Genomic DNA, 22,524 nt, shown 5'->3' with positions numbered 1-22,524 from the left:
CACCCCACCCGCCCCGCGAAGGGACCTGGCGCCATGACGCACCCCGCACCCGCCGCCAGCCCGGCGGCCCCCGAGACCTCCCCGGCCCGGCAGCGGATCCGCCCCGCCCGGATGGACCTGCGCACGCTCTCGCTCCTCGGCGTGCTCGCCGCGCTGGTCGTGATCGGCGGCATCACCCAGCCCGGCTCCTTCCTCGACACCGACAACCTCCAACTCGTCCTCACCCAGGCCTCGGTCATCGGCGTCGTCACCGTCGGCATGACCTTCGTGATCATCTCCGGCGGCATCGACCTCTCGGTCGGCGCGATCGTCGCCCTCGCCAGCGTCTGGGCCACCACCGTGGCCACGCAGGAGTACGGCTTCGCCGGGATCCTGTTCACGGCGGTCGCGGTCGGTGTCGGCTGCGGCCTGGTCAACGGCGTGCTGATCGCGTACGGCGCCATGGTCCCGTTCATCGCCACGCTCGCGATGCTCGCCTCCGGGCGCGGACTCGCCCTGCAGATCACCGACGGCAAGACCCAGATGGTCACCGTCCCCTCGGTACTGAAGCTCGGCGAGCGCGACGGCTACGTCCTCGGGATCCCGCCGCTCGTCCTCGTCTTCGCCGTCGTCACCGTGATCGGCTGGCTGGTACTCAACCGCACCACCTTCGGCCGCCGCTCGGTCGCCGTCGGCGGCAACGCCGAGGCCGCCCGCCTCGCCGGCATCGACGTGCGCCGCCAGCGCCTCTACCTCTACCTGCTCTCCGGTCTGTGCTGCGGCATCGCGGCCTTCCTGCTGATCGTGCTCTCCGGCTCCGGCCAGAACACCAACGGCAACCTCTACGAACTCGACGCCATCGCCGCCGCGATCATCGGCGGCACCCTGCTCACCGGCGGCCGCGGCACCATCGTCGGCTCCGTCCTCGGCGTCCTGATCTTCACCACGATCCAGAACATCTTCGCGCTGAACAACCTGCAGAGCGACGTCCAGCAGATCGCCAAGGGAGCCATCATCGTCGTGGCGGTCCTGGTGCAGCGGCGCACGGCACACACCACCACCTGACGCCCGGGAAAGGGACACGCCATGCCAGAGACAACGAGCCGCAGAGGACTGCTCTTCGGCGCGGCCGCGGCCGTCACCGCGGGCGGCCTGCTCACCGCCTGCACCAGCAACGAGCCCAGCGACAAGAGCGACGGCAAGAAGGCCGCCGACCAGCCGGTCGCCGACGACAAGCCCGGCAAGAAGGTCACCATCGGCTTCGCGGGCCCGCAGGCCGACCACGGCTGGCTCAACGCCATCAACGACAACGCCAAGGAACGCGCCAAGAAGTACTCGGACGTCACCATGGTGTCGACCGAGGGCGCCAATGACACGGCCGCGCAGATCGGCCAGGTCGAGACGCTCATCAACAAGAAGGTCGACGTCCTGGTCGTGCTGCCCGCCGACGGCAAGGCGCTCACCCGGGTCGGCCTGAAGGCGATGCGCGCGGGCATCCCCGTCGTGAACCTGGACCGCATCTTCGACACCCCGCAGGCCTACCGCTGCTGGATCGGCGGCGACAACTACGGCATGGGCCTCAACGCCGGCAACTACATCGGCGAGAAGCTCAAGGGCAAGAAGAACGCCAAGGTCGTCGAGCTCGCCGGGCTCGACAACCTCGAACTCACCAAACAGCGCACCCAGGGCTTCGACGACGCCCTGAAGAACTACCCGAACATCAAGAAGGTGGCCCGGCAGGCCGCCGAGTTCACGGTCGAGTCCGGCCAGTCGAAGATGTCCCAGCTCCTGCAGGCGCAGAAGGACTTCGACGCCCTGTGGAACCACGACGACGACCAGGGCGTCGGCGCCCTGCGCGCCATCAAGCAGGCGGGCCGCGACGACTTCCTGATGGTGGGCGGCGCGGGCGCGCTCTCCGCCTTCGAGGAGATCAAGCAGGACCGCGGCGTCCTGAAGGCCACCGTCCTGTACCCGCCGACGATGGCCGCCTCCGCGATCGATCTGGCCCGCGCGCTCGGCCAGGGCAAGGGCATCGGCGGCATGGCCGAGTTCGAGATCCCGGCCCACGTGACGCTGTACTCGGCCGTCGTCGACAAGACCAACATCGACCAGTACATGGAGACCGGCTTCAAGTGAGCCCCGCCCGTACGACGGGAGCAGCGAACACCGCGCGGACGAGGAGGACTTCTGCATGGCCAGTACGGAAGACGGGACCGATCGGCCCGCCCTGGGCGTCGGCATGGTCGGATACGCGTTCATGGGCGCCGCCCACTCACAGGGCTGGCGCACGGTGGGCCGCGTCTTCGACCTGCCGCTCGCTCCGGGGCTCGCCGCGATCTGCGGCCGGGACGCCTCGGGCGTGCGCGCCGCGGCCGACCGGCTCGGCTGGGCCGCCGCCGAGACGGACTGGCGGGCGCTGATCGCGCGGGACGACGTGGACCTGGTCGACATCTGCACCCCCGGCGACAGCCACGCCGAGATCGCCGTGGCCGCCCTGGAGGCGGGCAAGCACGTGCTGTGCGAGAAGCCGCTCGCCAACTCCGTGGCGGAGGCGGAGGCGATGGCCGGGGCCGCCGAACGGGCGGCGGCGAACGGCCAGGTGGCGATGGTCGGCTTCAACTACCGCCGCGTCCCCGCCCTCGCCCTCGCCCGCCGCATGGTGGCCGAGGGGCGCATCGGCACCCTGCGCCACGTCCGCGCCCACTACCTCCAGGACTGGCTCGTCGACCCGGCCTTCCCGCTGACCTGGCGGCTGCAGCGGCCGCACGCGGGCTCCGGCGCCCTCGGCGACCTCGGGGCGCACGCCGTGGACCTCGCCCAGTACCTCGCGGGCGAACCCGTCGCTGGAGTCTCCGCGCTCACCGAGACGTTCGTGCGCGAACGCCCGCTCCTGGACGGCGCGTCGTCCGGTCTCTCGGCGGCCGGGGGCGGCGAGGCCGGCACCGGGGCCGTCACCGTCGACGACGCGGCCCTGTTCACCGGGCGGTTCGCCTCCGGCGCCCTGGCCTCCTTCGAAGCGACCCGCTTCGCGACCGGCCGCAAGAACGCCCTCACCGTCGAACTCAACGGCTCCCGGGGCTCGCTCTCCTTCGACCTGGAACGCCTCAACGAGCTGTCCTTCCACGACCACACCGAACCCGCCGAGCACGCCGGCTTCCGCCGGATCCTCGCCACCGAGCCCGGACACCCCTACCTGGAGGCCTGGTGGCCGCCGGGGCACGGCCTCGGCTACGAGCACACCTTCACCCACCAGGCCCGTGACCTCGTCACCGCCATCGCCGAAGGGGCGCAGCCCCGCCCCTCGTTCGCCGACGGGCTCCAGGTGCAGCGCGTCCTCGCGGCGGTCGAGGAGAGCGCCGCCAAGAACTCCGTCTACACGCCCGTCCCGGCCTGACCCGAGAGGAACACACCCATGCCCCGCCCGTTCACCCTCTTCACCGGTCAGTGGGCCGACCTGCCGCTCGAAGAGGTCTGCCGCATCGCCCGCGACGCCGGGTACGACGGCCTCGAACTCGCCTGCTGGGGCGACCACTTCGAGGTCGACAAGGCGCTCGCCGACCCCGACTACGTCAAGGGGCGCCACGCCCTCCTCGACAAGTACGGCCTCAAGTGCTGGGCCATCTCCAACCATCTGGTGGGCCAGGCGGTCTGCGACGCCATCATCGACGAACGCCACGAGGCGATCCTGCCGGCCCGCATCTGGGGGCACGGCGAGGCCGAGGGCGTACGGCAGCGGGCGGCGGCCGAGATCAAGGACACCGCCCGCGCGGCCGCCGCCTTCGGCGTCGACACGGTCATCGGCTTCACCGGATCGGCCATCTGGCACCTGGTCGCGATGTTCCCGCCCGCCCCCGAGTCCATGATCGAGCGCGGCTACGAGGACTTCGCGGAGCGCTGGAACCCGATCCTCGACGTCTTCGACGCCGAAGGGGTCCGCTTCGCCCACGAGGTCCACCCCAGCGAGATCGCGTACGACTACTGGACGACGCACAGGGCGCTGGCGGCGGTCGACCACCGCCCGGCCTTCGGCCTGAACTTCGACCCCTCCCACTTCGTGTGGCAGGACCTCGACCCGGTCGGTTTCCTGTGGGACTTCAAGGACCGCATCCTGCACGTCGACTGCAAGGAGGCCCGCAAGCGCCTGGACGGCCGCAACGGCCGCCTCGGCTCCCACCTCCCGTGGGGCGACCCCCGCCGCGGCTGGGACTTCGTGTCCGCAGGACACGGCGACGTCCCCTGGGAGGACGTGTTCCGCATGCTGCGCTCCATCGACTACTCCGGGCCGATCTCGGTGGAGTGGGAGGACGCGGGCATGGACCGCCTCCAGGGCGCCCCCGAGGCCCTGAACCGCCTCAAGGCGTTCGACTACGAACCGCCCACCGCGTCCTTCGACGCGGCGTTCAACAGCTGAGCCGCACGCTCCAGCCGCGCGACCGGACCGAGTGGTCGCGCGGCCGCTGAACCACGCCCGAAACCGGCTTTGTCCTGGCGTGGGAAGAAGCTCAACTACCTTGCGCACAAGGTCTGTTCGGACGGGACGAACGGAGTTAGCGTCGTCCACCGAACGACCGCACGGCACACACAAGGCACTCACGGCACACATCCTTCCGGGGCGACGGCGCGCCCCGGCGCATCGCACGACCCGCCCCTCTGTCCGGAGGAAACCGTGCACAGGAAACGCCTGAGAACTCGCAATGCGCTCGCCCTCATCACCGGCACTCTGCTCGCCGCCGCCTCGCTCACCTTCTCGGCGGCCGCCGCTCCCGGCTCCGCCTCCGACGCCGCGGCGGCCGAGGACTTCCAGCAGGTCACCCTCGCCAAGGGCGCGGAGGAGGTCGGCGAGCCGATGTCGCTGGCCGTCCTGCCGGACCGCAAGGTCCTGCACACCTCGCGCGACGGCGTGCTGCGCCTGACCGACGAGAACGGCACCACGAAGGTCGCCGGCAAGCTCGACGTGTACACCCACGACGAGGAGGGCCTCCAGGGCGTCGGCGTCGACCCGAACTTCAGCGAGAACCGCGCGATCTACCTCTACTACGCGCCCCCGCTGAACACCCCGGCGGGCGACGCGCCCAACGACGGCAGCGCCGCGGACTTCGCCCCCTTCGACGGCCACAACCAGCTGTCCCGCTTCACGCTGAACGAGGACGGCACACTGAACAAGGAGTCCGAGAAGAAGGTCCTCGAGGTCGCCACCTCGCGCGGCATCTGCTGCCACGTCGGCGGCGACATCGACTTCGACAAGGACGGCAACCTGTACCTGTCGACCGGCGACGACTCCAACCCGTTCGCCTCCGACGGCTACACGCCCATCGACGAGCGCTCCACCCGCAACCCGGCCTACGACGCCCAGCGCTCGTCCGGCAACACCAACGACCTGCGGGGCAAGATCCTGCGCATCAAGGTCGCGGCCGACGGCTCGTACACCGTCCCCGACGGCAACCTGTTCGCGCCGGGCACCGAGAAGACCCGGCCCGAGATCTACGCGATGGGCTTCCGCAACCCGTTCCGGATGAGCGTCGACAAGCCCACCGGCACCGTCTACGTCGGCGACTACGGCCCCGACGCCGGCACCGCCGACCCGAACCGCGGACCCGCGGGCCAGGTCGAGTTCGCCCGCGTGACCAAGGCGGGCAACTTCGGCTGGCCCTACTGCACAGGTGACAACGATGCCTACGTCGACTACGACTTCGGCACGCAGGCCTCCGGCGCGAAGTTCGACTGCGCGGCGCCCAAGAACACCTCGCCGCACAACACGGGCCTCACCGACCTGCCGCCCGCGCAGGCCGCCTGGATTCCCTACGACGGCGGCTCCGTCCCCGAGCTCGGCTCCGGCTCCGAGTCCCCGATGGGCGGCCCCGTCTACCGGTACGACGCCGCGAACACCTCCCCGGTGAAGTTCCCCGAGGCCTACGACGGCGACTTCTTCGCCGGCGAGTTCGGCCGGCAGTGGATCAAGCGGATCGAGCAGGACGCCGACGGCAAGGTCACGTCGATCAACCCGTTCCCCTGGACCGGCACCCAGGTGATGGACATGGCCTTCGGGCCCGACGGCGCGCTGTACGTCCTCGACTACGGCCTCTCCTGGTTCGGCGGCGACGAGAACTCCGCCCTGTACCGCATCGAGAACGCCACCGACGGCCACTCGCCGACCGTCGAGGCCAAGGCCGACAAGACCTCCGGACAGGCGCCCATGAAGGTCCGGTTCTCCGCCACCGGGGCGGACGCCGACGGCGGCACGCTCAGCTACTCCTGGAAGTTCGGCGACGGCTCCACCGGAACCGGCGCCTCGCCCAGCCACAGCTACAAGAAGAACGGCACCTACACCGCGACCGTGACCGTCAAGGACTCCACGGGCCGCACCGGCAGCGCCGACGTGCACCTCACCGTCGGCAACACCGCGCCCACGGTGACCCTGGAACTGCCCGCCGACGGCCAGCTGTTCACCTTCGGTGACAAGGTCCCCTTCAAGGTGAAGGTCACCGACCCCGAGGACGGGGCCATCGACTGCTCCAAGGTCAAGGTCACCCACATCCTCGGCCACGACAGCCACGGTCACCCGATCACCTCGGCCGACGGCTGCTCCGGCACCATCCAGACCAGCGCCGACAGTGAACACGACCCGAACGCCAACGTGTTCGGTGTCTTCGACGCCCAGTACACCGACAAGGGCGCGAACGGCCAGCCCGCCCTGACCACCCACGACCAGCACGTCACCCAGCAGAAGCACCGCCAGGCCGAGCACTACGGCGACTCGAAGGGTGTGTCGGTCGTCAGCCACGACGCCGCCAACGGCGGCAAAGCCGTCGGCACCATCGAGAACGGCGACTGGATCTCCTTCAAGCCGTACGCGATCGGGAACGCCACGTCCCTGAAGGCGCGCGTCGCCTCCGCGGGCAGCGGCGGCACCCTGGAGGTCCGCACCGGCTCGGCGACCGGCAGGCTCGTCGGCAGCGCCAAGGTCGCACCGACCGGGTCCTGGGAGACGTACACCGACGTCACCACCGCCATCAGCAAGGCGCCCACCAAGAGCACCACGCTCTACCTGGTCTTCAAGGGTGGGAGCGGCAACAACCTGTTCGAGATCGACGACTTCACCTTCACCACGGACTGAGAGGAGCAGGACAGCATGCGCACCACCGCAACGGTCGCTCTCGCGACGGCCACCGCCGCCCTGCTCATCGGCGGGCTGACGGCCCCGGCCACCTCGGCGCCCCGCGGCGCCGAGGCCCGTGACCGGGTCCTGGTGTTCTCCAAGACTGCCGCCTTCCGGCACGACTCCATCCCCGAGGGCATCGCGGCCCTGAAGGAGCTGGGCGCCGCGGACCGCCTCGCCGTCGACGCCACCGAGGACGCGAACGCCTTCACCCGGGACAACCTCGCCCGGTACAAGGCCGTCGTCTTCCTCTCCACCACCGGCGACGTGCTCGACGACGCGCAACAGAAGGCGTTCGAGAGCTACGTCGCCGCGGGCGGCGGCTACCTGGGCGTGCACGCCGCCGCCGACACCGAGTACGACTGGGAGTACTACGGCGGCCTGGTCGGCGCCTGGTTCCAGGGGCACCCGGCGATCCAGCCGGCCACGGTCCGCGTCGAGGACCACCGCCACCCGGCGACCAAGGGCCTGCCGGACGCCTGGCAGCGCACGGACGAGTGGTACAACTACCGCTCCAACCCGCGGGACAAGGTGCACGTCCTCGCCTCGCTCGACGAGACCACCTACTCCGGCGGCACCATGAACGGCGACCATCCGATCGCCTGGTGCCAGGACTACGGCGGCGGCCGCGCCTTCTACACCGGCGGCGGGCACACCAAGGAGTCCTACGCCGACCCCGCGTTCCGTCGTCATCTGCTCGGGGGCCTCAAGTACGCCACCAAGCAGGTCGCGGCCAACTGCAAGCCCAACACCGGCTACCGGGACCTCTTCAACGGCGAAACCCTGGACGGCTGGAAACAGGCCGGACCCGGCGGCTTCACCGTGAAGAACGGCACCCTGAACTCCTACGGAGGCATGGGCCTGCTCTGGTACGGGGCCAAGGAGCTGACGTCGTACTCCCTGAAGCTCGACTGGAAGATGAACGGCGCCGACGGTGACGACAACTCGGGTGTCTTCGTGGGCTTCCCGGCCTCCGACGACCCCTGGTCGGCCGTGAACAAGGGCTACGAGATCCAGATCGACGCCACCGACGCACCCGATCGCACCACCGGCGCGGTCTACTCCTTCCAGTCCGCCGACCTCAAGGCCCGCGACCGGGCCCTGAAGCCGCCGGGGGAGTGGAACTCGTACGAGATCAAGGTGCGGGGAGAGCGCCTCCAGGTGTTCCTCAACGGAGTCGAGGTCAACGACTTCACCAACAAGGACCCCGAGCGGAGCCTGACCGACGGCCACATCGGTCTGCAGAACCACGGCGACTCCGACCAGGTGTCCTTCCGCAAGATCCGGCTCAAGGAACTGTCCACCGAGCCCGCCGCGGGCGCGCTGCCCGGCGCGGGCGACTAGTCCGGCGGCGGGCGGGGCACGCCGGACCCCCGCCCGCCGCCTTGCCCCGCCGCACCCGGCGGGGCACCCCAGACACCCCACAGGTTCGCGCGCGACCGCGCGCACGGCTTCACGACCGGCCGCACGCTCGACCAGGAGGCTGCCCATGTCCGCCGGACCGTCCCGCTCCCCCTCCTCGACCGGCCGACGCTTCGGCGTGTGGCTGATCGGGGCCCGCGGCTCCGTCGCCACCACCGCCGTCGCGGGCTGCGCCGCCGTCGCCGCGGGGCTCCAACCGCCCACCGGCATGGTCACCGAGACCGAACCGTTCACCACGGCGGGACTCGCGCCGCTGGCCGACCTCGTCCTCGGCGGCCACGACACCGTCGACTGCCCGCTGCCCAAGCGTGCCGAACACCTCGCCGCCGGCGGAGTGCTGCCCCACGGCCTGCCGGGCGCGGTGCGCGCCGAACTCGCCGCCGCCGACCGGGAGATCAGACCCGGCGGGCCGCTGCCCGGCGACAGCCGCGGCCAGGACGAACTGATCACCGCCTTCACCGCCGACATGCGGTCCTTCGTACGACGCCACGCGCTCGCCGGAGCCGTCGTCGTGAACGTCGCCTCCACCGAGGCGGCGCCGTCCGGCGACCGGCTCCCCGCCAGCTCCCTGTACGCGGCTGCGGCCCTGCGCGCCGGCCTCCCGTACATCAACTTCACCCCCTCCACGGGACTCCACCACCCCTCGCTCCGCCGCGCGGCCGACACCGCGGGCGTCCCCTTCGCGGGCCGCGACGGCAAGACCGGGCAGACCCTGCTGCGCTCCGTGCTCGGCCCGATGTTCCGCAGGCGCGCCCTCGACGTGCGCGCCTGGTCCGGCACCAACCTCCTCGGCGGCGGCGACGGCGCGGCCCTCGCCGACCCGGCCGCCGCCGCGGCCAAGAACGCCGGCAAGGAACGCGTCCTCGCCGACACCCTCGGCGCCGTCCCCGAGGGCGAGGTCCACATCGACGACGTCCCGGCGCTCGGCGACTGGAAGACGGCGTGGGACCACATCGCCTTCGACGGCTTCCTCGGCGCGCGGATGACCCTGCAGACCACGTGGCAGGGGTGCGACTCGGCCCTCGCCGCGCCCCTCGTCCTCGACCTGGCCCGCCTGCTGCTGCGCTGCGCGCAGGCCGGACTCACCGGCCCGCGCCCGGAGCTGGGTTTCTACTTCAAGGACCCCGACCCCGGCGCGAGCGCCGACCTGGACCACCAGTACGCATCCCTGCTCACCCTGGCGGACCGGCTGAGCGGCGGTGCCGCGTGAGCGGGGCGTCGGCGCAAGCGCGCGCGTGGGTGGAACTGCTGCGCCTGCCCGCCCTGTTCACCGTGCCCGGTGACGCCCTGGCCGGGGCGGCCGCCGTCGGCTTCCGGCCGACCCGCGGCACCCTCCTCGCCGTCGGCTCCTCCCTCACCCTGTACGCGGCGGGCATGGCCCTCAACGACTGGGCCGACCAGGACGAGGACGCCCGCGACCGCCCCCACCGGCCGCTGCCCTCCGGCCGCGTCCGCCCCGCCCACGCCCTCGCGGCGGCGGGCGCGCTGACGGCGTCGGGCCTCGCCCTGGCCCGTCGGGCCGGCCGGACGAGCGGCGCGGTGGCCACGGCGCTCGCGGCCACCGTGTGGGCGTACGACCTGCGGCTGAAGGGCACCGCCGCGGGCCCGGTCGCGATGGGCGCGGCGCGCGGCCTCGACCTGCTGATGGGCGCGGCGGCCTCGGCCCCCGCCCGTGACCGCACCGACCTGGCACCCGCCCTGACCGCGGCCACCACCCTCGCCGTCCACACCACCGCCGTCACCACCGTCTCCCGCAACGAGACCCGGGGCGGCTCCAGCACCGCCCCGCTCGCCGCCCTGACCACGGGCGCCGCCATCGCGGCGACACTCCTCACCACGCGGGCACGGCGCCCGCTGCGGGAACGCCCCGGGAGCGCGCGGGCCGGGGCGACCGCCGGACCGGCCCCGATCGCCGTCGCCCTCCCCGCCACCGCGTACGCCGCCACCGCCCTGCGCCCCCTCTTCCACGCCGCACTCAACCCCTCGCCCCCGCTCACCCAACGCGCCGTCGGCTCCGGCATCCGCGCCCTGGTGCCCCTCCAGTCCGCGCTCGCCGCCCGCTCCGGCGCCCCCGCGACCGCGCTGGCCACCCTGGCCCTCGTCCCGCTCGCCCGCCGCTTCGCGAGGAGGGTGAGCATCACATGACCGCACCCGCGCCCGAGCCCGGCGCCGACCACCCCGCCCTGCGCTGGGGGTACGGCACCAACGGCCTCACCGACCTGCGCCTCGACGACGCCCTCGCCCTCCTCGCCGACCTCGGCTACGACGGCGTCGGCCTGACGCTCGACCACATGCACCTCGACCCCCTCGCCCCCGACCTGGCGGCCCGGACCCGCGCCGTGGGCAGGGCCCTGGAGCGGCACCGGCTCACCGTCACCGTCGAGACCGGCGGCCGGTACGTGCTCGATCCACGCCGCAAGCACGGCCCCTCCCTCCTCGACCCGGACCCCGACGCCCGGGCCGCCCGCATCGGACTGCTCGTGCGAGCCGTGCGGATCGCCGCCGAGCTCGGCGCCCACGCGGTGCACTGCTTCAGCGGCAGCGCCCCCGCAGGCACCGACCAGGACACCGCCTGGCGGCGACTCGCCGACGCGCTCACCCCCGTCATCGACGCGGCCGACGTCGCCGGCCTCCCGCTCGCCGTCGAGCCCGAGCCCGGTCATCTCCTCGCCACGCTCTCCGACTTCCACCGGCTGCGCCGCACCCTCGGCGGCCCCGAGCCCCTCGGCCTGACCCTCGACATCGGCCACTGCCAGTGCCTGGAACCCCTGCCGCCCGCCGACTGCGTGCGCGAGGCGGCGCCCTGGCTGCGGCACGTCCAGATCGAGGACATGCGCCGCGGCGTCCACGAGCACCTTCCTTTCGGCGAAGGAGAGATCGACTTCCCTCCGGTGCTCGACGCCCTCGCCGCCACCGGCTACCGCGGCCCGGTCGTCGTCGAACTGCCCCGCCACTCGCACGCGGGTCCCGAACTCGCCGCCCGCTCACTCGACTTCCTGCGCGCCGCGGCCCGCGGACCGCGGCGGACGACGCGACCGGGAGGCACCCCGTGACGTACGGCACGCTCCCGGCCGCCGACATCCTGCGCGAGCGTCTCGACGCCGCGCTGGACGCCGCCGCCCGCACCTGGCTCGACGCGGCCCTCGCCGACGCGACCGCCCACCCCGCCTCCGCCCCGGACGAACGCGGCCTGCCCGCATGGGAGGTGCGGTTCGCCGAAGCCGGACGGCGGACCGGCGACGCGTACGCCGACGCCGTCCGCGTCCTGCTGCTGCGCACCGCCCGCGCCGACACCGCGACCCTCACCGCGCTGTACACCGGGGGCACCGCCGCCGAACGCCGCGCCGTGCTGCTCGCCCTGCCCCATCTGGTCGCGGGGCCGGACGCCCGCCCGCTGGTCGAGGACGCCCTGCGCGCCAACGACACCCGCCTGGTGGCCGCAGCCGTCGGCCCGTACGCGGCCGTGCACCTGCCCGCACCCGCCTGGCGCCAGGCCGTCCTCAAATGCCTGTTCACCGGCGTCCCCGTGGACGCCGTGGCGGACCTCGCCGCGCGGGCCGCGGGAGACGCCGAACTCGCCCGCATGCTGGCCGACTTCGCCGAGGAGCGCACCGCCGCCGGGCGCCCCGTCCCCGAGGAGCTGCACCGCGTACTGGCCCTGACCGAGGAGTCCTGATGCGCATCTTCGACCCCCACATCCACATGACCTCGCGCACCACCGACGACTACAGGGCGATGCACGCCGCCGGAGTACGGGCCCTGGTGGAGCCCGCCTTCTGGCTCGGCCAGCCCCGCACCTCGCCCGCCTCCTTCCACGACTACTTCGACTCGCTCCTGGGCTGGGAGCCCTTCCGCGCCGCCCAGTACGGCATCGCCCACCACTGCACGATCGCCCTCAACCCCAAGGAGGCGAACGACCCGCGCTGCACCCCGGTCCTGGACACGCTGCCCCGCTACCTCGTGAAGGACAACGTCGTCGCCGTCGGCGAGATCGGCTACGACTCCATGACCCCCGCCGAGGACACCGCGCTCGCCGCCCAGCTCCACCTGGCCGCCGAGCACGAGCTGCCCGCCCTCGTGCACACCCCGCACCGCGACAAGCTCGCCGGGCTCCGCCGCACCCTCGACGTCGTCCGCGAGTCCGCGCTGCCCATCGACCGCGTCCTGCTCGACCACCTCAACGAGACCACCGTCAAAGAGGCCAAGGACTCCGGCGCCTGGCTCGGCTTCTCCGTCTACCCCGACACCAAGATGGACGAGGCACGCATGGTGGAGGTGCTGCGCACGCACGGACTCGACAAGGTCCTCGTCAACTCCGCGGCCGACTGGGGCAACAGCGACCCCCTCAAGACCCGCAAGGTCGCCGACGCCATGCTCGCCGCAGGCTTCACCGACGACGACGTCGACCGGGTGCTGTGGCGCAACCCCGTCGCCTTCTACGCGCTCAGCGGCCGACTGCGCCTCGACGAGCCCCGCCCGGAAGCCGCCACCCACGAGGGCAACTCGATCCTGCGCGGCGGTGAGTGAGCCATGCGCTTCCGGCACCCCGACGGCTCGACCGTCCACCTCGCGTACTGCACCAACGTGCACCCCGCAGAGACCCTCGACGGTGTCCTCGCCCAACTGCGCGACCACTGCGAACCCGTGCGCAGACGCCTGGGCCGGGACCGGCTCGGCATCGGCCTGTGGCTCGCGAGGGACGCCGCCCGCGCCCTGATCGACGACCCCGCGGCCCTGCGCGGACTGCGCGCCGAACTCGACCGGCGCGGCCTCGAGGTCGTCACCCTCAACGGCTTCCCCTACGAGGGCTTCGGCGCCGCCGAGGTCAAGTACCGCGTCTACAAGCCCGACTGGGCCGACGAGGAACGCCTCACCCACACCGTCGACCTGGCCCGGCTGCTCGGCGCCCTGCTGCCCGCCGACGCCGCCGAGGGCACCGTCTCCACCCTGCCGCTGGCCTGGCGCACCGCCAACGAGCCGCGGCGCGCCGAGCGGGCCCGCGCCGCCCTGCGCACGCTCGCCGAACGCCTCGACACGCTCGAAGGGCTGACCGGCCGCTCGATCCGGATCGGCCTGGAACCCGAACCCGGCTGCACCGTCGAGACCACCGGCGACGCCATCGGCCCGCTCACGGACATCGCCCGCACCGACCGCATCGGTCTGTGCCTGGACACCTGCCACCTCGCCACCTCCTTCGAATCGCCCGACGCCGCCCTCGACGCCCTGGCCACCGCCCGCATCCCCGTGGTGAAGGCGCAGCTCTCCGCCGCTCTCCACGCCGAACACCCCCACCTGCCCGAGGTCCGCTCCGCGCTCGCCGCGTTCGACGAGCCCCGCTTCCTGCACCAGACCCGCGCCCGCGCCGACGGCGTCCTGCACGCCGTCGACGACCTGGGCGAGGCCCTGGCGGCGGACGGACAGGCCCTGCCGCAGGGCGTGCCCTGGCGCGCCCACTTCCACGTCCCGCTGCACGCGGCCCCCGCCGCGCCCCTCACCTCCACGCTCGACGTCCTCAAGGCCACGCTGACCCGCCTGGTCGGCGGTGCCCACCCGCTCACCCGCCACCTGGAGGTCGAGACCTACACCTGGCAGGCCCTGCCGCCGGCTCTGCGCCCGCGAGGACGCCAGCAGCTCGCGGACGGAATCGCCGCGGAACTTGCCCTGGCGCGGGACCTGCTGACCGACCTCGGCCTCAAGGAGCTGCCATGACCTCCGGTGGTTCGTCGGACGCCCGGCACGGCGCCGCTCCCACGACACGGGGCTCCGCCCCGGACCCCGCAGCTCAATCGCCGCAGGGGCTTGATGTGCCGGGCCCACCGCACGCCGTCACGCCCCTCCTCGTCCTCGACGTCGTCGGCCTCACCCCCCGCCTGCTCGACTACATGCCGCACCTCCAGCGCCTCGGCCGGTCCGGCTCGCGCGCACCGCTCGGCACCGTGCTGCCCGCGGTCACCTGCGCCGCCCAGTCCACCTTCCTGACGGGCGCGATGCCCGCCGAGCACGGCATCGTCGGCAACGGCTGGTACTTCCGCGAGCTGGGCGACGTCCTGCTGTGGCGCCAGCACAACGGGCTCGTCGCCGGCGACAAACTCTGGGACGCCGCCCGCCGCGCCCACCCCGGCTACACGGTCGCCAACATCTGCTGGTGGTACGCCATGGGCGCCGACACCGACCTCACCGTCACCCCCCGTCCCGTCTACTACGCCGACGGCCGCAAGGAACCCGACTGCTACACCCGGCCCCCTGAGCTGCACGACGAACTCACCGACAAGCTCGGCACGTTCCCCCTGTTCCACTTCTGGGGTCCCGGCGCCGATCTGGTCTCCAGCCGGTGGATCATCGACGCCACCCGCCACGTCCTGGCCACCCGTCACCCCGATCTGATCCTGAGCTACCTCCCGCACCTCGATTACGACCTGCAGCGCTACGGCCCCGACGACCCGCGCTCCCACCGGGCGGCCGCCGAACTCGACGCCGCCCTCGCCCCGCTCCTGGACGCCGCCCGCGCCGAAGGCCGCACGGTCGTCGCCCTGTCCGAGTACGGCATCACCCGCGCGGACCGCCCGGTGCACATCAACCGTGCGCTGCGCAGGGCGGGCCTGCTCGAGGTGCACACCCAGGACGGCATGGAGTACCTCGACCCGATGGCCTCCCGCGCCTTCGCCGTCGCGGACCACCAGATCGCCCACATCTACGTCCGCAGGCCCGAGGACCTGGACGCCACCCGCGCCGCGCTCGCCGAACTGCCCGGCATCGAGCAGCTCCTCGACGACGAGGGCAAGAAGGCGCACCAGCTCGACCACCCGCGCTCCGGCGAACTCGTCGCCGTCGCCGAGGCCGACGCCTGGTTCACGTACTACTACTGGCTCGACGACGCCCACGCGCCCGACTTCGCGCGGCTCGTCGAGATCCACCGCAAACCCGGCTACGACCCGGTCGAACTCTTCATGGACCCCCTCGACCCCTATGTGAAGGTCAAGGCGGCCACCGCCCTCGCCCGCAAGAAGCTCGGCATGCGCTACCGCATGGCGGTCGTCCCGCTGGACGCCTCGCCTATTCGGGGCAGCCACGGCCGGCCCCCGGCGAACGAGGAAGAAGGTCCGCTCATCCTGTGCTCCACCCCCCACGCGCTGTCCGGCCGCGTCGCGGCCACCGAAGTGAAATCCCTGCTTCTCGACCTGGCAGGCCTGCACCGAGAAGCAGTTACAGAGAGTGAAGCACACGCCACTGACAACACCCGGACCGAAGGTAGGCACCCGTGACCCGACTCCACCGCACCCCGGGCCCCGACGAGGCCGCAGGCCCCGACGAAGCCCTCAGATCCCGCCTCGGCATCAACCGCCGCCGCTTCCTGAGCACCTGCACCGCAGCTGCCGGCGCCGCAATCGCCGCGCCCGTGTTCGGCGCGGCACCCGCCCTCGCCCGGCCGGCGCCCGCGTCGAACGGCGGCGGCCCCGGCACCAGGCTGATCCCCGCCGACAAGCGCGGCATCATCCTCTACACCGTGCGCGACGCGACCGGCCGCGACCCGCTCAGCACCAACCTGCCCTCCGGCTTCCGCGAGGTGTTCAAGGAGCTGGCCCGGTACGGGTACAAGCAGGTCGAGTTCGCCGGCTACGGCCAGCACGCCAACGCGCCCGGCGGCGCGAACCTGGAGTCCGTCGCGGGCGCCAAGCTGCTGCGCTCCTGGCTCGACGAGTACGGACTGCGGGCCCAGGGCAACCACGGCTTCATCCCCTCGTCCTGGCCGCTCACACAGGCCGACACCGAACAGTTCAAGAAGCACCTGGAGATCGCGAACATCCTCGGCATGGACCACATGGGCACCGGCGGCGACCCCACCGGCAGCTCGTACAAGGCGGACTGGGACGTCGCCGCCGACAAGTGGAACGCGCTGGGGCGGATCGCGCACCGCGCGGGGCTCAAGCTCTACACCCACAACCACGACGCGGCGTACGGCTTCCTGCTCGACGGCGGGCCGCTCGACGAGCAGGGGTGGCCCACCCGCAGCTCCGGCATCCGCAAGCTCGAGTACTTCCTGCGCGTCAGCGACCCGAAGACGGTGTGGCTGGAGATGGACATCTTCTGGGCGCACGTGGCCCAGTACAAGTTCCACACCTACACCGCGCACGACGGCTCCACGCGCGAGAAGGTCTTCGACCCGGCCGCCCTGGTCGTCACCCACAACGCGCGCTACCCGCTCTTCCACGCCAAGGACGGCACCCGCAACGACACCAGCGGACAGGGCTACGACATGGTCCCCTTCGGCGAAGGTGTCATCGACTACCGGACGTTCTTCAAACGCGTCGGCGCCCGGAACTACCACAACCCGATGGTGGAGCAGGACAACGCGCCCAGCTCCACCGACCCCGCCCAGTCCCTGACCCACGCCCGCATCGGCTACGACAACCTCGCGGCCCTGCGGAAATAGCGCACACCGCATGAGTGGGGCCCGGCCATCAGACCGGGCCCCACTCATGTGTTGCCGATGCGCTTTACGTGATCATGTCAATGACACCGCCTTGTCGTTGCGTCCCGGCTGCCGCAGCAGCAGCGCCACGAGCGCCGCCAGCATCGAGATGCCACCGGCCAGGGCGTACGCGCCGTTGTAGCCCCAGGCGCCGACCACCATCGAGCCGAGGCCGCCGCCGAACAGGCCGCTGATCAGCTTGCCGCTGTAGACCAGGCCGTAGTTGGTGGCGTTGTAGTTCTCCCCGAAGTAGTCCGGGGTCAGCGCCGCGAACATCGGGTAGAACGCGCCGCCGCCGAATCCGGACAGGAACGCGAAGACCAGGAACAGCCACTCGCTGCGCACGTCGCCCGCCCAGATGATGCCGAACTGGGCGAGACCCAGGACGACGATCACGAGGATCAGGCTCGCCTTGCGGCCCCACAGGTCCGACATCCAGCCGACCACCGCACGGCCGACACCGTTGATGACCGCCATGACACCCATCGACGACGCGGCGACCAGCGGACCGAAACCGACCTCCTTGGCGAAGTCGACCTGGAAGGAGATGCCGAAGATCGACACACCCGCCGTCAGGACGAGACTGAGCCACATCAGCGGCAGCTGGCCCGTCTTGATGGCCTCCATGGGGGTGAACTGACGTACCGCGGGCGGATTCTTGACGAGGGCCGCCTCGCTCTTGCCGGTGCCCGACTTCGCGAGCGGATCGACGTCCGAGGGCCACCAGTTCTTCGGTGGGTCCCGGAAGAAGAACGCGCACACGAGCACGACCACCAGCACATACGCGCCGATCATGTCGAGTACCCGGTGGTAGTTCGACGTGTCGAAGGCGTAGTTGAAGATGAAGATGAACGGAAGCGAGCCGTAGGCGAAGCCTCCGTTGACGAAACCTGTCCTGCCGCCTTTGCGTTCGGGGTACCACTTGCCGACCATGTTGATGCAGGTCGCGTACACGAAGCCCGAGCCGAGCCCGCCGATCACACCGAATCCGATGATGGCCAGCCACACGTTGTGCAGGTGCGACAGGGCCAGGAATCCGATCAGACACATGAAGGCGCCCACGTACATGGCCCTGCGGGCCGGCATGATGCCCTTCTCCCGCAGCCAGCCGGCCGGGAACGCCACACCCGCCTGGAAGAACACCCAGACACTCAGGATCCAGAAGGTGTTGGACTGCGTCCAGCCATGTGCGGAGGACAGTGTGTCCTCGGCGGACCCGTAGGCGTACTCGAAGACACTGATGGCCATCATCGCGACCCATGGCAGGTACACCATGAACTTGCGGGAGTGGCCGAGGATGTCGCGGTCGGTCTCGCCCACGCGATAGATCCGGCCGTGCTCGTCGGTGATTTCCCGGTACCGGCTCCCCGTGGCCGGTGCCGTGTTGCCAGCGGAGACAGGTTCCGCCGTCATATCAAGCCATCTCCTCACCAAGGGGGTGTGGGTTGGGGTGGATCCCACGCTTCTTGGGCCTACCGGGCGGGGACAGGAAGAGCGCCACGAAACCGGCGAAGAACGAGATGCAGCCGGCCAGGATGAACGCACCGGAGTGCCCCCAGGCACCGACGACGACGGACCCCATGCCCGCGCCGAGCCCTGAGACGAGCTTGGAGCTGTAGACCATGCCGTAGTTGGTGGCGTTGTTGTTCTCGCCGAAGTAGTCCGCGGTCAGGGCCGCGAACATCGGGAAGATCGCGCCACCACCGAATCCGGAGATCGCGGAGAAGATCAGGAACAGCGCGAGGATCTTCTCCGACGCCGACCAGATGATGCCGAACTGGGCGAGGCCCAGGATGACGCAGACCGCCAGCAGACACTGCTTGCGGCCGTACCGGTCGGAGAGCCAGCCGATGACACCGCGCCCGGTGCCGTTGACGACCGCCTTGAGCGACATCGCGGTGGCCACGATCCCGCCCGCGAAGCCCGCCTCGTTGCCGATGTCGACCTGGAAGGCGATGCCGAAGATGTTCACACCCGACGTACAGGCCAGGCAGAACCACATCAGCGCGACGCGGCCCGTCTTCCATGCCTCCATGGGGGTGTACTGCTTGACGGCCGGCGGGTTCTTCTCCAGCGACCGGCGGGCCCGCGGGTCCTCCGGAGGGTTGAGCGGGTCGATGTTCGCCGGCCACCAGTTCTTCGGCGGGTCCTTGAAGAAGGAGCCCGCCACGGCGACCATCGCCGCGAGGAAGACACCCACCGAGACCAGCACCCAGCGGAAGTTGGTCAGGTCCATGAACCCGGTGAACAGGAACACGAACGGCACGGACCCGTAGGCGAAACCGCCGTTGACGAATCCGGTCTTGCCGCCCCTGCGCTCCGGATACCACTTGCCGACCATGTTGACGCAGGTCGCGTACACCATGCCGGCGCCCATACCGCTGAAGACACTGAAGCCGATGTAGGCGACGATGACGTGCGGTGCGAAGGCCAGCGACAGATAGCCGAGGAAGGTGCCCACGGCGCCGAGCATCATGGCCCAGCGGGCCGGCAGTTTGCCGCTCTCCCGCAGCCTGCCCGCGGGCATGGCCACGGCCGCCTGGAAGAACACCCAGACGGTCATCATCCAGAAGATGTGTCCGCTGTTCCAATGGTGCGCGGTGTGCAGGGTGTCCTCGGCGGACGCGAACGCGTACTCCGCGGACGAGATGCCCATCATGCCCACCCAGGGCAGGATGACCATCCACTTGCGGCCGCGACCCATGATGTCGATGTCGCTCTCGCCAACCCGGTACATCCGGCCGTTGGCGTCCGTCACCTCCCTGTAGGGGACGGAACTCGGCAGATCGGTTGTTGTCATGTCGATCGTTTCCCTTGCGTCGAAAGATCTGGGCAGCGCCCCCTGTCCAAATTTCTTTCGTGTGCGCACGGGTCCTGGGTCCGGTCGGCGCACACCGCCGACCGGACCCGCCGGTCGTCTACCTCATCGACCGCCCCCCAACTTCCCCGCCGCGCGGGCCCACTTGTACTTGGCCCCGAGCACCGCGACGGGCTTCTCGGTCGTGTACGGGTACGCGACCACACCCCGGTCGAAAAGGTACTGGCACGCCTCCTCGACTTCGACGTCGCCGGCGAGCGAGGCCACCACGGGCTTCTCGATGCCGCGCTCCCGGAACTCCTGGACGACGCGCGCCGTCACCTCCGCGAACACCATGGGCGGGGTGACGATGGTGTGCCAGTAGCCGAGCACCAGCGAGTGGATCCGCGGATCCTCCAGGCCGAGCCGGATCGTCGCCTCGTACGTCGACGGGGGCTCGCCGCCGGTGATGTCGACGGGGTTGCCCGCGGCGCCGAACGGCGGGATGAACTTCCGGAAGGCCTCGTCCAGGTCGGCCGGGATCTCCATCAGTTCGAGCCCGTTGTCCATCACCGCGTCGGAGAGCAGCACACCCGAGCCGCCGGCCCCCGTGATGATCACGACGTTGTCGCCCTTGGGGGTGGGAAGCACCGGCAGTGCCCGCGCGTACTCCAGCATGTCGTTCAGGCCCGGCGCCCGGATGACACCGGCCTGCTTGAGGATGTCGTCGTACACGGCGTCGTCGCCCGCGAGCGCGCCCGTGTGCGACCCGGCCGCCTTCGCGCCCGCCGCCGTGCGCCCCGCCTTCAGGACGACGACCGGCTTCTTCGGCACGGTCGCGCGCGCGGCCTCCACGAAGGCGCGCCCGTCCTTGAGGTCTTCCAAGTGCATCGCGATGCAGTCGGTGTTGGGGTCCTCGCCGAACCAGGTGAGCAGGTCGTCCTCGTCGAGGTCCGACTTGTTGCCGAGCCCGACGATCGCCGAGACACCTGTCTTCGTGGTGCGGGCGAAGCCCAGGATGGCCATGCCGATGCCACCGGACTGCGAGGTCAGCGCGACGCCGCCCTTCACGTCGTACGGGGTGCAGAACGTGGCGCACAGGTCCTGCCACGTCGAGTAGTAGCCGTAGATGTTCGGACCGAGCAGCCGGGTGCCGTAGCGCTCGGCGATCCGCACGATCTCCTCCTGGAGCTCGTGCTCGCCGGTCTCGGCGAACCCGGAGGGGATGAGCACCGCGTTCGGGATGCCCTTGCGGCCGACCTCTTCGAGGGCCGATGCCACGAACTTGGCGGGGATCGCGAAGACCGCCACGTCCACGTCGCCGGGGACGTCCGTGACGCTCTTGTACGCCTTGCGGCCCAGGATGTCGTCGGCCTTCGGGTTCACCGGGTGGATCTCGCCGGAGAAGCCGCCGTCGATGAGGTTGCGCATCACCGAGTTGCCGATCTTGCCCTGCTCGTTGGAGGCGCCGATCACGGTGATGGACTGCGGCTGCATCAGCCGCCGCATGGAGGTCAGGATCTCCTCGCGCGTGTAGGTGCGCCGCTGCTTGGGCGCGCCCTCGGCGAGGATGATGCGGATGTCGGCGGCGAGGGCCCCGCGCGGGGTCGCGATCACCGGGTTGAGGTCGACCTCGGCTATCTCAGGGAACTCCGTGACCAGTTGGGACACGCGGCGGATCTGCTCGGCCAGCGCCTCCCGGTCGACACCCTTGGCGCCGCGCACGCCGCGCAGCACCTCCGCCGCCTTGATGGAGTCGAGCATGTCGAGGGACTCGTCCTCCGACACCGGCGCGAGCCGGAAGGTGACGTCCTTGAGCACCTCGACGAGCACACCACCGAGCCCGAAGGCGACGACCTTGCCGAACGTCGGGTCGGTGACGGACCCGACGATGACCTCCTGGGCATCGGGCCCGGAGGGGAGGAGTTCCTGCACCTGGATGCCGGTGATGCTCGCATCCGGCGCGTACGCGCGCGCGTTGTCGACGATCCGCTGGTACGCCTCGCGGATGGCGCTCTCGCCCTCGACGCCCACCACGACACCGCCGGCGTCGGTCTTGTGCAGGATGTCGGGCGACACGATCTTGAGCACCACGGGTCCGCCGAAGCGGGCCGCGGCGGCCACCGCCTGGTCGGCATCGGTCGCGAGCTCCTCGCCGGGGACGGCGATGCCGTACGCGTCGGCGATCACCTTGCCCTCTGGCGCGGTGAGCGCTGTACGTCCCTCGGCCCGTACGGTGTCGAGCAGCGCTCGTACCTTGAGCTCACGTTCCTCGGCCATCAATCAGATCACTCCGTTCGACTTGAGCAGGCTCAATTCCTCGTCCCCGAGGCCGAGTTCACCGATGAAAACCTCTTCGTTGTGCTCGCCGAGCAGCGGAGAGGCGGTGACGTCGACGGGGGAGTCGGAGAGCTTGAGAGGGGAACCGACGGTCTTGAAGGAGCCGCGTCCCGAGTGCGGCACTTCGACGACCATCTCGTTGGCCGCGAGCGACTCGTCCTCGATGATCTCCTTGGTGGAGAGGATCGGGCCGCACGGGATGTTGTGGGCGTTGAGCCGGTCCAGGACCTCCCACTTGGGCAGGGTCGAGGACCACTCCTCGATGAGCTGGAACATCTTGCCCAGCTTCGGCAGCCGTGCCTCGGGCGTGGCCCAGTCGACGTCCTCGGCCAGTTCGGGCCGCCCGATCAGCTCGGTGAG

Annotated in this window: 17 protein-coding genes and 1 pseudogene; 14 read left to right on the top strand and 4 right to left on the bottom strand. The window is 71.1% G+C overall.

Annotated features, from left to right (window positions below; translation table 11 throughout):
* Nucleotides 1-111: 111 nt before the first annotated feature.
* The 14 genes and pseudogenes from ACY34M_RS09965 (at nucleotide 112) to ACY34M_RS09900 (ending at nucleotide 16,988) form a co-directional block, all read left to right on the top strand.
* Complete coding sequence (locus ACY34M_RS09965; RefSeq protein ID WP_462719460.1) at nucleotides 112-1,044, top strand: ABC transporter permease; 933 nt, start codon at nucleotides 112-114, stop codon at nucleotides 1,042-1,044.
* Nucleotides 1,045-1,065: 21 nt separating this feature from the next.
* The gene (locus tag ACY34M_RS09960; protein WP_462719238.1) at nucleotides 1,066-2,115 is read left to right on the top strand and encodes a substrate-binding domain-containing protein; all 1,050 of its coding nucleotides are present in this window, start codon (nucleotides 1,066-1,068) and stop codon (nucleotides 2,113-2,115) included.
* A 55-nt stretch (nucleotides 2,116-2,170) separates the two neighbouring features.
* The gene (locus ACY34M_RS09955) at nucleotides 2,171-3,373 is read left to right on the top strand and encodes a Gfo/Idh/MocA family protein (protein ID WP_462719237.1); all 1,203 of its coding nucleotides are present in this window, start codon (nucleotides 2,171-2,173) and stop codon (nucleotides 3,371-3,373) included.
* An 18-nt stretch (nucleotides 3,374-3,391) separates the two neighbouring features.
* The gene (locus ACY34M_RS09950; RefSeq protein WP_462719236.1) at nucleotides 3,392-4,390 is read left to right on the top strand and encodes a sugar phosphate isomerase/epimerase family protein; all 999 of its coding nucleotides are present in this window, start codon (nucleotides 3,392-3,394) and stop codon (nucleotides 4,388-4,390) included.
* A 255-nt stretch (nucleotides 4,391-4,645) separates the two neighbouring features.
* Nucleotides 4,646-7,093, top strand: coding sequence for a PQQ-dependent sugar dehydrogenase (locus ACY34M_RS09945; protein ID WP_462719235.1), 2,448 nt, complete (start codon nucleotides 4,646-4,648; stop codon nucleotides 7,091-7,093).
* 15 nt (nucleotides 7,094-7,108) lie between these two features.
* The gene (locus ACY34M_RS09940) at nucleotides 7,109-8,479 is read left to right on the top strand and encodes a ThuA domain-containing protein (protein WP_462719234.1); all 1,371 of its coding nucleotides are present in this window, start codon (nucleotides 7,109-7,111) and stop codon (nucleotides 8,477-8,479) included.
* A 145-nt stretch (nucleotides 8,480-8,624) separates the two neighbouring features.
* Complete coding sequence (locus ACY34M_RS09935) at nucleotides 8,625-9,767, top strand: inositol-3-phosphate synthase (protein ID WP_462719233.1); 1,143 nt, start codon at nucleotides 8,625-8,627, stop codon at nucleotides 9,765-9,767.
* Nucleotides 9,764-10,702 carry an SCO3242 family prenyltransferase gene (locus ACY34M_RS09930; protein WP_462719232.1) on the top strand — a complete coding sequence of 313 codons (939 nt, stop codon included), beginning with the start codon at nucleotides 9,764-9,766 and terminating at the stop codon, nucleotides 10,700-10,702. The genes ACY34M_RS09935 and ACY34M_RS09930 overlap by 4 nt, the downstream gene beginning before the upstream one ends.
* Nucleotides 10,699-11,610 carry a sugar phosphate isomerase/epimerase family protein gene (locus tag ACY34M_RS09925; protein WP_462719231.1) on the top strand — a complete coding sequence of 304 codons (912 nt, stop codon included), beginning with the start codon at nucleotides 10,699-10,701 and terminating at the stop codon, nucleotides 11,608-11,610. Before ACY34M_RS09930 ends, ACY34M_RS09925 begins: the two co-directional genes overlap by 4 nt.
* Nucleotides 11,607-12,233, top strand: coding sequence for an EboA domain-containing protein (locus ACY34M_RS09920; protein WP_462719230.1), 627 nt, complete (start codon nucleotides 11,607-11,609; stop codon nucleotides 12,231-12,233). Before ACY34M_RS09925 ends, ACY34M_RS09920 begins: the two co-directional genes overlap by 4 nt.
* Complete coding sequence (locus ACY34M_RS09915; protein WP_462719229.1) at nucleotides 12,233-13,084, top strand: TatD family hydrolase; 852 nt, start codon at nucleotides 12,233-12,235, stop codon at nucleotides 13,082-13,084. Before ACY34M_RS09920 ends, ACY34M_RS09915 begins: the two co-directional genes overlap by 1 nt.
* Before the next feature lie 3 nt (nucleotides 13,085-13,087).
* On the top strand, nucleotides 13,088-14,266 hold the full coding sequence (gene eboE, locus ACY34M_RS09910) for a metabolite traffic protein EboE (RefSeq protein WP_462719228.1): 1,179 nt from the start codon (nucleotides 13,088-13,090) through the stop codon (nucleotides 14,264-14,266).
* Nucleotides 14,263-15,747: pseudogene (locus ACY34M_RS09905) on the top strand (alkaline phosphatase family protein); the annotation flags it as partial. The gene eboE and the pseudogene ACY34M_RS09905, both read left to right, overlap by 4 nt.
* 68 nt (nucleotides 15,748-15,815) lie before the next feature.
* Entirely contained in the window at nucleotides 15,816-16,988 is a 1,173-nt protein-coding gene (locus ACY34M_RS09900; RefSeq protein WP_462719227.1) for a sugar phosphate isomerase/epimerase family protein, read from the top strand.
* 72 nt (nucleotides 16,989-17,060) lie between these two features.
* Here ACY34M_RS09900 and ACY34M_RS09895 read toward each other — a convergent pair whose 3' ends face one another.
* The 4 genes from ACY34M_RS09895 to ACY34M_RS09880 all read right to left on the bottom strand — a co-directional run.
* Entirely contained in the window at nucleotides 17,061-18,440 is a 1,380-nt protein-coding gene (locus tag ACY34M_RS09895) for an OFA family MFS transporter (RefSeq protein WP_462719226.1), read from the bottom strand.
* 1 nt (nucleotide 18,441) lies between these two features.
* Complete coding sequence (locus ACY34M_RS09890; RefSeq protein ID WP_462719225.1) at nucleotides 18,442-19,827, bottom strand: OFA family MFS transporter; 1,386 nt, start codon at nucleotides 19,825-19,827, stop codon at nucleotides 18,442-18,444.
* A gap of 123 nt (nucleotides 19,828-19,950) precedes the next feature.
* A complete protein-coding gene (locus ACY34M_RS09885; protein ID WP_462719224.1) occupies nucleotides 19,951-22,104 on the bottom strand; it encodes an acetate--CoA ligase family protein in 2,154 nt (717 codons plus the stop codon).
* A 3-nt stretch (nucleotides 22,105-22,107) separates the two neighbouring features.
* The coding region (locus ACY34M_RS09880) for a CoA transferase (protein ID WP_462719223.1) at nucleotides 22,108-22,524 on the bottom strand (417 nt) is incomplete at its 5' end.

This window comes from Streptomyces sp. EDA2-14 (assembly GCF_054963755.1).
Note: the sequence above shows the minus strand (reverse complement) of the source record. Positions and strands in the feature narration are given on the sequence as shown.